Genomic DNA, 10687 nt, shown 5'->3' on the forward strand with positions numbered 1-10687 from the left:
CCGGGGCCGCGCGGGGGGTCGGGGCTTACGGGGGGTTTCTTTTTGTCCCCCCCGCCCGTGGCTTTGCCCCCCAACGGGGGGGGGGGGGGGCGCGGCCGGCCCCCCCCCACCCCACGTCGGGACGCTGGCCCTGACCCCATCCGGAGACCTCATGTCAGCCGTCACCACACCAGTCAAAGAATCGCCCGGGGTACGCCCGCCGTCCCCGGAGACCTCGGCCTGGTCGCGCTGGGCCAACGAGCACCGCAAGTGGCTCTTCGCGGCGCCCGCGATGCTCTTCGTCGCCGTGCTGATCGTCTTCCCGGTCGTCTGGACCGGATACCTCAGCCTGACCGACGCCGAGGGCTCGGTACGCGCCGAGAGTGAGTTCATCGGCTTCCAGAACTACCTCGACGTGCTCGGCGACACCGACCGGTTCTGGCCGGCCGTGTGGCGCACCGCCCTCTTCACCGGCGTCGTGCTCTTCTTCGAGGTCGTCCTCGGCATGGCCATCGCCCTGCTGCTGTGGCGGCCGTTCCGCGGTGAGAAGTGGGTCCGCGTCGCGATCCTCCTGCCGCTGGTGGCCACCCCGGTCGCGGTCGGCATGATGTGGCGGCTGATCTTCGACCCCAACATCGGGATGGCCAACCAGGTGCTCGGCTGGGTCGGCATCGGCCCGCAGCCCTGGCTGTCCGGACAGAGCTCCGCCCTGCCGACCACGATGTTCATCGACATCTGGCAGTGGACGCCGATGGTCGTGCTGATCCTGCTCGCCGGCCTGACGTCGCTGTCCGACGAGCCGCAGGAGGCGGCGCTGATCGACGGCGCCAGCACCTGGCAGCGGTTCCGGCACGTCACCCTGCCGCTGCTGATGCCCACCGTCATCGTGGCGATCCTGCTGCGTGGCATCGACGCCCTGAAGACGTTCGACATCCTCTACGCCACCAAGGGACGGGGCGGCGGGTCCTTCCACGAGGTCGAGACCCTCAACGTGTACGCCTACGGGCTCAGCTTCGACTACAACGACTACGGCGTCTCATCGACAGTCCTCATCATCTTCTTCCTGATCATCATCGGGGTGATGTGGGCCCTGACCTACCGCAAGAAGGGGCTGGACCGATGAAGCTGCGCAGGCCGTACAAGATCTTCCGGACGGTTGCCCTCGTCCTCGTGGTGCTGTCGCTGATGGCGCCGCTGGTCTGGATGGTCGCCGCGTCGCTGAAGACGAACGTCGACATCTACGACAGCGAGAAGGCGTTCGTCTTCTCCCCGACGCTGGACAACTACTCCAACGTGCTCCAGCAGGCGAACTACATCCAGTTCATCGGCAACAGCCTCTGGGTCGCGCTCGCCGCCACCGTGCTGTCGCTGCTGCTCGGGGTGCCCGCCGCGTACTCGATGAGCCGGTTCAACATGAAGAAGTCCGCGCTCGTCGTGCTCATGGCGCGGGTCATCCCCGGCGTCTCGCTGCTGGTGCCCTGGTACTACGTGTTCTCGAACCTGCAGATGGTCGGCGGGTTCAGCGTGCTGATCCTCAGCCACATGTTCGTGTCGCTGCCGCTGATCGTCTACATCATGATGGGCTACTTCGACGGCCTGCCGGCCGAGCTGGAGGAGGCGGCGCTCGTCGACGGGCTGACCCACATCGGCGCGTTCCGCCGGATCACCCTGCCGCTGTCGGTGCCCGGCATCGCGACCGCCGGCATCCTGTCGTTCATCTTCTCCTGGAACAACTTCATGTTCGCCCTCGTGCTCTCCGGGGCCGACACCAAGACACTCCCGGTGGCGATCTTCGACTTCGTCGGCTACGCCAGCATCGACTGGGGCGGCCTGATGGCGGCGGCCACGGTGGTCACCCTGCCGATCATGCTGATCGCCCTGTTCGTGCAGAAGTACGTCGTCTCCGGCCTCACCGCCGGCGCCACGAAGGGCTGAGGACACCATGACCACCATCGCACGGGTGGAGACCTTCCTCGTCGCACCGCGCTGGCTGTTCGTCCGGGTCGAGACCGACTCCGGGATCGTCGGCTGGGGCGAGGCGACCTGCGAGGGCCGCTCCGAGACCGTCCGCACCGCCGTCGAGCAGCTCAGCGAGCTGCTCGTCGGCCGGGACGCGCTGCGCATCGAGGACCACTGGCAGGTCATGACCAAGGGGGCGTTCTACCGGGGCGGGCCGATCCTGGCCAGCGCGGTCGCCGGCCTCGACCAGGCGCTGTGGGACATCGCCGGCAAGCACTTCGGCGCCCCGGTGCACCAACTGCTCGGGGGCCCGGTGCGCGACCGGATCCGGGTCTACGGCTGGGTGGGCGGCGACGAGCCGAACGAGGTCCGCGACCAGATCAGCGCCGCCGTCGAGACGGGCCTGACCGCGGTGAAGATGAACGCGTCGGGCCGGATGAGCGCGGTCGCGTCCGTCGCCGAGATCGACGGTGTGGTGCAGCGGGTGGCCGCCGCCCGCGAGGTGCTCGGCGACGAGCGGGACGTGGCGGTCGACTTCCACGGCCGGTTCACCCTCGCCACCGCCCGCCGGGTCGCCCCGCTGCTGGAGCCGTACCGGCCGTTCTTCCTGGAGGAGCCGGTGGTGCCGGAGAACTCGCACCTCATCGGCGAGTTCGTCCGCGCCACCACCACGCCGGTGTCGACGGGGGAGCGGCTCTACAACCGGCAGGAGTTCCTGCCGGTGCTCCAGGCCGGCATCGCGGTCGCCCAGCCGGACCTCTCGCACGCCGGCGGCATCACCGAGGTACGCAAGATCGCCGCGCTGGCCGAGGTGTACGACGTGCAGCTCGCCCCGCACTGCCCGCTCGGGCCGATCGCCCTCGCGGCCTGCCTCCAGGTCGGCTTCGCCACGCCGAACTACCTGATCCAGGAGCAGAGCATCGGCATCCACTACAACCTCGGCGCCGAGGTGCTCGACTACTGCCTCGACAAGACCCCGTTGACCTTCGTCGACGGGTACGTCGAGCGGCTCACCGCACCCGGCCTCGGCATCGAGATCGACGAGCACGCCGTACGCACGGCGGACAAGCGCGGGCACGCGTGGCGCAGCCCCACGTGGCGGCACCGCGACGGCTCCTACGCGGAATGGTGATCACATGACCGTCGACCTCACCGCCGAACTCGCCGACGCCCGCGTCCTGGCGATCATCCGCGGCACCGACACCGCCGCCGCGATCGCCGCGGGCACTGCCCTGCTGGCAGAGGGCGTACGCATCGTCGAGGTTGCCCTCACCACGCCGGACGCCCTGCGGGCGATCGAGGCGCTGCGCGCGGCGGCCCCCGCGGGGTCGCTGGTCGGCGCCGGCACGGTGCTGACCACCGCCGACGTCGCGGACGTGGCCGCCGCGGGCGCGCAGTTCGTGGTGACGCCCGCCGTGGTCGAGTCGATCGCCGAGGCGGCGCGCCGCGGCCTGCCGGTCGCCGCCGGGGCGCTCACCCCGACCGAGGCGTACACCGCGATGCGGATGGGGGCGTCGGCGGTCAAGCTCTTCCCGGCCTCGGTCGGCGGGCCGGCGTACCTCAAGGCGGTGCGCGACCCCTTCCCGGACATCCCGTTCGTCGCGGTCGGCGGCGTCGGCGCGGACGAGGTGCCCGGCTACCTGCGGGCCGGCGCGATCGCGGTCGGCCTCGGCGGCCCGCTGGTCGGCGACGCCGCCTCCGGCGGTGACCTGGACGCCCTGCGGGCGCGGGCGCGCGGCTACCTCGCCGTCGTGCGGGAGGCGACCCCGTCATGACCGCACCCGACCTGCTCACCGTCGGCGAGGCTTTGGTGTCGCTGCGCTCGGCCGGTCCGCTCGCCGCCGGCGGGTCGCTGACCATGCACCTGGCCGGCGCCGAGTCCAACGTGGCCGTCGGGGTCGCCCGGCTCGGTCACCGCGCGGCGTGGGTCGGCCGGGTCGGCGCCGACGAGTTCGGCGAGTACGTGCTGCGCCAGCTGCGCGCCGAGGGCGTCGCCGTCGACGGGGTGACCCGCGACCCGGACCGGCCGACCGGCCTGCTGTTCCTGGAGCGGCGCACCGCCGACCTGAACCGGGTGCAGTACCACCGGGCCGGCTCGGCCGGCTCCGCCCTCGACGTCGACGACCTGCGGGCGCCGCTGGCCGCCGGCGCGCGGACGCTGCACCTGAGCGGGATCACCCCGGCGCTGTCCGACACCGCCCGCGCGGCCACCCGGTGGGCGGCCGAGGCCGCCGTCGCCGCGGGCGTCCCGGTCTGCCTCGACCTCAACCACCGTGAGCGCCTCTGGTCCCGCGACACCGCCCGCGAGGTGCTCACCCCGCTGGCCGGGTACGCCTCGACCGTCGTCGCCTCCGCCGACGAGCTGGACCTCGTCGGGGAGCCCGGGGCGGACGAGTCCACCGTCGTGGCGGAGCTGCTGCGGCGGGGCGTGGAGACGGTCCTGGTCAAGCTGGGCGCCGACGGCGCCCGCGCGTACACGCGCGACGGCGTCGAGCGCGTGGGGGCGCTGAGCGTGACCGCCGTCGACCCCGTCGGCGCCGGGGACGCGTTCACCGCCGGCTACCTCTCCGGCTGGTTCGACGGGCTCGACCTGGCCGGCCGGCTGCGTCGTGCGGTCACCCTCGGCGCCTTCGCGGTCTCCAGCTCCGGCGACTGGGAAGGGTTGCCGCGCCGCGCCGAACTGTCCCTCCTCGACGGCCACGAGGCCGGAGCCGTCCTCCGCTAGCCGTCCGAGCACCCGTAGGAAGAAAGGCACCCCGTGAAGATCGTCGCAGCCGACGTCATCGTCACCAGCCCCGACCGCAACTTCGTCACCCTCAAGATCACCACGGAGGACGGCGTCACCGGCCTGGGCGACGGCACCCTCAACGGACGCGAGCTCTCGGTCGCCTCGTACCTGCGCGACCACGTCGTACCGCTGCTGATCGGCCGGGACGCGCACCGCATCGAGGACGCCTGGCAGTTCCTCTACCGCTCGGCGTACTGGCGTCGCGGACCGGTCACCATGGCGGCCATCGCGGCGGTCGACGTGGCTCTGTGGGACATCAAGGCCAAGGCCGCCGGCATGCCGCTGTACCAGCTGCTGGGCGGGGCGTCACGCACCGGGATCATGGCCTACGGCCACGCCTCCGGCCGGGACCTGCCGGAGCTGTTCGACTCGATCCGCCGGCACCTCGAGCAGGGCTACCGTTCCATCCGGGTGCAGACGTCGGTGCCGGGCATCAACGCCGTGTACGGGGTCGCCACCCAGCCCAGCGCCGACGGCAAGCGCTACGACTACGAGCCGGCGCAGCGCACCCCGCTGCCGGCCGAGGAGGACTGGGACACCCGCTCCTACCTGCGTCACCTGCCCGGCGTGTTCGAGGCGGTGCGTGGCGAGTTCGGCCCGGAGCTGCCGCTGCTGCACGACGGCCACCACCGGATGACCCCCATCCAGGCCGCCAGGCTCGGCAAGGCGCTGGAGCCGTACGACCTGTTCTGGCTGGAGGACTGCACCCCGGCGGAGAACCAGGAGGCGCTGCGGCTGGTGCGTCAGCACACCACCACGCCGCTGGCGATCGGCGAGGTCTTCAACACCGTCTGGGACTACCAGACGCTCATCCGTGAGCAGCTCATCGACTACGTCCGCTCCGCCGTCACCCACACCGGCGGCATCACGGCCATGCGCAAGCTGCTCGACTTCGCCGCCCAGTACCAGATCAAGTCGGGCATCCACGGCCCGACCGACATCTCGCCCGTCGGCATGGCCGCCGCCCTGCACCTGGACCTGGCCATCCACAACTTCGGCATCCAGGAGTACATGCAGCACGGGGCGCTCACCAACGAGGTGTTCCGGCAGTCGTTCACCTTCACCGACGGCTACCTGCACCCGGGCGAGCAGCCCGGACTCGGCGTCGAGTTGGACGAGGAGGCCGCCGCGAAGTTCCCGTACGTGCCGGCGTACCTGCCGTTCAACCGGCTCCAGGACGGCACGGTCCATGACTGGTGAGCCTCGCCCGGGTGGCGCGCCCACGACGCGGCACGTGGTCGTGATGGGGGTCTCCGGGGCCGGCAAGACGACCGTGGCGCGGGGCATCGCCGCCCGTACCGGACTGACCTTCGCCGAGGCCGACGAGTTCCACACGCCGGCCCATGTGGCGCAGATGCGCGCCGGCGTGCCGCTGGACGACGCCGCCCGCCTGCCCTGGCTGCGCGAGTTGGCCGGCTGGATGGCCGCCCGCGCCGCCGAGGGCGTGTCGACGGTGCTGGCCTGCTCGGCGCTGAAGCGGTCCTACCGCGACGTGCTGCGCCAGGGTCCGCCGAGCGTCGAGTTCGTCCACCTGGACGGCGCCGCCGAGGTGATCCGGGAACGGATGTCCCGCCGCGCCGGCCACTACATGCCGGCGAGCCTGCTGGAGTCGCAGCTGGCCACCCTGGAACGGCACCACCCGGACGAGTCGGTGCTGGTGCTCGACCTGTCGCTGACCCCCGACGAACTCGTCTCGGCGGCGGTCGACCGGCTCGGCCTGTCGACCGGCATCGCCGCGAGCGGGTGACCGTCGTCCGGTCGCGGTGCCCAGGCGCCGCGGCCGGACGTCAGCCGGGCTGGTCGTCGAGGTAGACCCAGCGGCCGTCCTCGCGGACGAAGCGGCTGCGCTCGCCCTGCGTCCCCGGCCGGCCGCCGGCCCGGTGGTGGGCCCGGAACTCGACGGTGCCGGTGGCGTCGAACAGGCCGCCCCGGTCCGTGTCGACGATCTCCAGGCCCGTCCAGCGCTGCCGGGGGTCGAGGTCGAGCCGGCGCGGCCGGGTCGAGGAGTGCCAGCTGCGCAGCAGGTACGCGGTGTCGCCGACGGCGAAGGCGCTGTACCGCGAGCGCATCAGCGCCTCGGCGGTCGCCGCGTCCGCCTCGCCCCGGTGCAGCCGCCCGCAACACCCGGCGTACGGCTGCCCGGTGCCGCAGGGGCAGGGCCGGTCCCGGTCGTCGGCCGCCTGCCGGCGGGGTCGCTTCGCCACCGGCCCATTCTGGCCGACGGGCCGGCGCGGTCGGCGTCGGGACCCGGCAGCGCTGACGCGGGCGGCCTCCCGCGTCAGCCGGCGCTGGTCCGGGGCGCCCGCCGGGTGCCGAACGACTCCATGGTCGTCGCCTTGCGGCCCGGGGTCTTCGAGGCCGCCCCGGCGCGCGTCGCCGCGGCCCTCGTCGCCTTCTTCGCGGGCGCCTTCTTCGCCGGCGCGGCCGTGGCGGGCGCCTTGCGGGCGCGGGCCGGGGTCGCCGTGGCCGAGGTGTCCGTCTTGCGGGCCACGCGGGCGGTCGTCGGCGTGGGCTTCCCGCCCGGGGACTTGGCTGCGGTCGCGCCGGTGGCCCGCTTCGTGGCCGTCGCCACCTTCTTCGCCGCCGCCGCCCGCTTCATCGGGGCCTTGCGCGCCCCCGTGGCCTTCCTGGCCCGTCCTGCGTCCGCCATCGTCGCTCCTCGGGAATCGGCCCTGGGCGCACGGTCTTCCCCCGGCCCCGGCGGTCAAACGCCGGGGCCGACGCGCGGCGGGAGCGGACCTCCCGCCGCGCGGTCGCGTCACGTCCCGGTCGCCGGCTTGTACGCGCAGATCAGCTCCCAGCCGCCGGGCAGCACCGCCACCCGTTCGAAGCCGATCTCCTTGAGCAGGCCGGTGTAGAACTCGACCTCCCGCAGCCGGCTCACGCAGGTGTCGACCCCGATCAGGAAGTAGCTCCAGAAGAACTGCATCGCCAGCCGGTCCGGGGTGCGGAACTCCTCGCAGATCACCAGCATCCCGCCCGGCTCCAGGGCCGCGTACGCCTTCTCGACCAGCCGGCGGGCGACGTCGTTCGGCCAGTCGTGCAGCACCCGGACGAACGCCATGGCGTCGTAGCCCGCCGGCAGCGGCTCGGCGAGGAAGTCGCCGCCGACGAAGCCCAGCCGGTCGCCGTGCCCCGTGCGGGTCCGGGTGGCCGCCACCAGCGGCGCCACCGCCGGCAGGTTGTACACGTCGGCCCGCAGCCCCGGGGCGTCGTCGAGGATGTGCGCGGCGAGGGTGCCGTCGCCGCCGCCGACGTCCAGCAGGCGCCTGCGACCCGGCCACAGGCTGCCGGCGTTGCGGTGCAGCGACTCGATGACCGGGCCGAGCCCGACGGCCATGCTGTGCTCGAAGGCGGCGGTCTGCTCGTCGGTCTTCGGCGGCCAGGCGAAGTCGTCGTCGCCCATGCTGACCTCGCCGCGCAGGCTCTCGCCCAGCCGGCCGTGCAGCCGCCGCCAGGGGTAGCGGTCCCGGTCACGCTCGATGGCGTCCGGGCCGACGACCGCCACGACGGCGTCGCGGAGCCCGGGCACCGCCCGGTACGTGGCCGTGGCGATGTCGTCGCCCGGCTCGCTGCGCGTGACGAAGCCGAGGCTCTCCAGGCAGTCGAGGAACTTGTACAGCCGCAGCGGCCGTACGTCGAAGCGCTCGGCGAGCTCGCCGAGGCGGGCCGGCCCCGGCTCGATCGCGTCGAGCAGTCCCGTGCCGAGCGCGGTCTCCAGCACGTCCATGGCCTTGGGCCCGTTGGCGAGCAGGCTCATCAGCGCCCGCGGTGACAGGGTGACGTTCACCGGCCCAGCTCCTCTTCCAGTGCGTCCATGAAGAAGTCGATCTCCTCGAGGGTGTTGTAGACGTGTGGGGCGACCCGTAGGTGGCCGCGCCAGCTGCAGACCAGGCCCCGCGCCACCAGCCGCCGCTTGACGGCCTCGCCGTCGGCGACGTCCAGGCACACGACGCCGCCGCGGCGGTCCGGTTCGACCGGGCTGACCACGTCGACGCCGGCCGCCGCCGCGCGGTGCAGGATCCGGGACGTGCAGGCCAGCGAGTGCCGCCGGATCGCGGCGATCCCCACCCCCGCCAGCAGGTCCAGGCCCACCTGGGAGATCAGCGAGGTGAGGGGGTACGGCGTTCCGCCGGCGAAGCGCCGGGCACCGGCCGCCCAGCCCGTCGACGGCTGGAAGGTCAGCGCCCGGTCGCCGGCCTGCCAGCCGGTGGCCGCCGGTTCCAGCCGGGTCGCCAGGTCCGGGCGGACGTACAGGAAGGCGGTGCCGACGCCGCACAGCCACTTGTGCGCGCCGCCGAGGACGACGTCCACGCCGAGCGCCGTCACGTCCAGCGGCATGACGCCGACGGTCTGGAAGGCGTCGACGACCACCAGGGCGCCGACGTCGTGGGCGCGGCGCACCAGTCGGGGCAGGTCGACGGTGGCGCCGGTGGAGAAGCTGGCGTGCGGGACGCACACCAGCAGCGTGCGCTCGTCGATCCGCGCTTCGAGGGCGTCGTCGTCGATGCCCGGGCCGCCCGACGAGACGACGTCGAGGCGGGCGCCGTAGCGGCCGAACGCGCTGAAGATGAACGGCACGGTCGGGTACTCCAGGTCGGTGGTGACGACCCGGTCGCGCGGCGCGCGGTAGTCGAAACAGGACGCCACCCGGGCGAGCAGGGTGCTCAGGTTCGCGTCGGTGACCACGCTGCCCGGGGGCGCGCCGATGAGCGCGGCCACCGAGTCGGCGTACCGGTCGAGGCCGACGTGCCAGTCCTGCCAGACGTCGTCGCGCCAGCCGCGCAGCGTCTCCCAGTAGCCGGTGAGCACACCTTCGGCGCCCCTCGGCACGGCCCCGGTGGAGTTGCTGTTCAGGTAGACGCAGGTTTGCAGCAGCGGGAACTCGGCGCGCAGGGCGGCCTGGGTGGCGGCGTCGAGGCACCGGGGCGTGTCCTCGTCGGCTGCCGGGTCGGGCGGGTTCACTCGGGATCGCCTCCGTGGTGGGTCCGCGACGGGGGACCGGGGTCGTGGGTGACGGAGGTGAAGACCGGGATGGACCGGACGGCGGCCAGGTAGGGGGTGCCCTCCGTGTAGCCGGTGCCGGGGCGGGGGCCAAGCATCCGGACGGCGAGCCGGTGGTGGGTGCGCCGCCACTGGAGCACGGCGGCGGCGAACGCGGACATCGTCCGGGCCACCAGGTCGACGTCCGCCCCGGTGAGCCGGCCCTCGCGTACGGCTTCGCGGAACGCCTCGTCGACCGAGGGCTGCCCGGCCTGCACCCGGTCGCGTACCTCCGGCACCTGGAGGTACGCGGGCGACTCCAGCCGCGGCCCGTCAGGCGTACGGCACAGTGACTCCATCAGCTTGTAGGAGCGCGACTGGATGGCGCTGGCCCCCTCGGTGTATTGCCGGAACGTCCGGAACGCCGCCGGCTGCATGGTGGCCAGCAGTGAGAACAGCGGTCCGGCGGCGCTGAGCTGCTCGCGGGCGTACGCCAGCCGGTCCACGCTGCGCCGCGCGTCACCGGCGGCGAGGGCGGCGATCGTGCCCCGCAGCTCGTCGACGAGCCCCGCGAAGAGGCACTCGTACGCCTGGAGCACCCGGATGAACAGGTACTCGTCGTGTGACACGTAGACCGGCAGCATGCTCAGCCGCAGGGCGCGCTCTCCGGCGGGGTCGAGTTCGGCGGCGAGGGCCGGCAGCACGGCCGCCAACTCCGGGTCGTGGACCGCCCCGGTGAGGCCCAGGCGGGCGATGGCGGGGGCGGCGGCCCGCACGCCGAGGCGGTGGCGTTTGGCCGCGATCTCCCGGCCGGGACGGTCCTCGGGCAGCAGGTCGGTGGCGCCGGACCCGGCGGCCTGCTCGAAGGCCAGCGCGTCGGCGACCAGGCGGACGAGGAGCCGGTCGCGCTCGCGCCGCGCGTCGTCCGGGTCACCGGCGTGCCCCTGGTCCCCGGCTCCCTGCCCGTGGTCCCCGGCT

11 protein-coding genes and 1 pseudogene are annotated in these 10687 nt (G+C 73.3%); 7 read left to right on the forward strand and 5 right to left on the reverse strand.

Annotated elements, in window-relative coordinates; all coding sequences use genetic code 11:
• The first annotated feature begins 151 nt into the window (after positions 1-151).
• From ACGFIG_RS26800 to ACGFIG_RS26830, 7 genes are read left to right on the forward strand one after another with little or no spacing between them, the layout of a single operon-like run.
• Positions 152-1102, forward strand: a complete 951-nt coding sequence (locus ACGFIG_RS26800; RefSeq protein ID WP_393007455.1) for a carbohydrate ABC transporter permease — start codon at positions 152-154, stop codon at positions 1100-1102.
• Positions 1099-1914 (forward strand): carbohydrate ABC transporter permease, encoded by an 816-nt coding sequence (locus ACGFIG_RS26805; RefSeq protein WP_393007457.1) that lies wholly within the window; start codon positions 1099-1101, stop codon positions 1912-1914. The genes ACGFIG_RS26800 and ACGFIG_RS26805 overlap by 4 nt, the downstream gene beginning before the upstream one ends.
• A gap of 7 nt (positions 1915-1921) precedes the next feature.
• A complete protein-coding gene (dgoD, locus tag ACGFIG_RS26810) occupies positions 1922-3070 on the forward strand; it encodes a galactonate dehydratase (RefSeq protein WP_393007459.1) in 1149 nt (382 codons plus the stop codon).
• Between the two features lie 4 nt (positions 3071-3074).
• Positions 3075-3713, forward strand: a complete 639-nt coding sequence (locus ACGFIG_RS26815) for a bifunctional 4-hydroxy-2-oxoglutarate aldolase/2-dehydro-3-deoxy-phosphogluconate aldolase (protein ID WP_393007461.1) — start codon at positions 3075-3077, stop codon at positions 3711-3713.
• Positions 3710-4663, forward strand: coding sequence for a sugar kinase (locus ACGFIG_RS26820; protein ID WP_393007463.1), 954 nt, complete (start codon positions 3710-3712; stop codon positions 4661-4663). Before ACGFIG_RS26815 ends, ACGFIG_RS26820 begins: the two co-directional genes overlap by 4 nt.
• A 33-nt stretch (positions 4664-4696) precedes the next feature.
• Entirely contained in the window at positions 4697-5926 is a 1230-nt protein-coding gene (gene manD / locus ACGFIG_RS26825; RefSeq protein WP_393007465.1) for a D-mannonate dehydratase ManD, read from the forward strand.
• The gene (locus tag ACGFIG_RS26830) at positions 5916-6473 is read left to right on the forward strand and encodes a gluconokinase (RefSeq protein WP_393007467.1); all 558 of its coding nucleotides are present in this window, start codon (positions 5916-5918) and stop codon (positions 6471-6473) included. The genes manD and ACGFIG_RS26830 overlap by 11 nt, the downstream gene beginning before the upstream one ends.
• A gap of 40 nt (positions 6474-6513) precedes the next feature.
• Here ACGFIG_RS26830 and ACGFIG_RS26835 read toward each other — a convergent pair whose 3' ends face one another.
• The 5 genes and pseudogenes from ACGFIG_RS26835 to ACGFIG_RS26855 all read right to left on the reverse strand — a co-directional run.
• Positions 6514-6930 carry a YchJ family protein gene (locus ACGFIG_RS26835; RefSeq protein ID WP_393007469.1) on the reverse strand — a complete coding sequence of 139 codons (417 nt, stop codon included), beginning with the start codon at positions 6928-6930 and terminating at the stop codon, positions 6514-6516.
• Between the two features lie 74 nt (positions 6931-7004).
• Positions 7005-7376 carry a hypothetical protein gene (locus tag ACGFIG_RS26840; protein WP_393007471.1) on the reverse strand — a complete coding sequence of 124 codons (372 nt, stop codon included), beginning with the start codon at positions 7374-7376 and terminating at the stop codon, positions 7005-7007.
• A 108-nt stretch (positions 7377-7484) separates the two neighbouring features.
• The gene (locus ACGFIG_RS26845; RefSeq protein ID WP_393007473.1) at positions 7485-8516 is read right to left on the reverse strand and encodes a methyltransferase; all 1032 of its coding nucleotides are present in this window, start codon (positions 8514-8516) and stop codon (positions 7485-7487) included.
• Complete coding sequence (locus tag ACGFIG_RS26850) at positions 8513-9691, reverse strand: aminotransferase class V-fold PLP-dependent enzyme (protein ID WP_393007475.1); 1179 nt, start codon at positions 9689-9691, stop codon at positions 8513-8515. Before ACGFIG_RS26850 ends, ACGFIG_RS26845 begins: the two co-directional genes overlap by 4 nt.
• Positions 9688-10687: pseudogene (locus ACGFIG_RS26855) on the reverse strand (tryptophan 2,3-dioxygenase family protein); the annotation flags it as partial. The gene ACGFIG_RS26850 and the pseudogene ACGFIG_RS26855, both read right to left, overlap by 4 nt.

This window comes from Micromonospora sp. NPDC049048 (genome assembly GCF_043197615.1).
Classification (GTDB): Bacteria; Actinomycetota; Actinomycetes; order Mycobacteriales; family Micromonosporaceae; genus Micromonospora.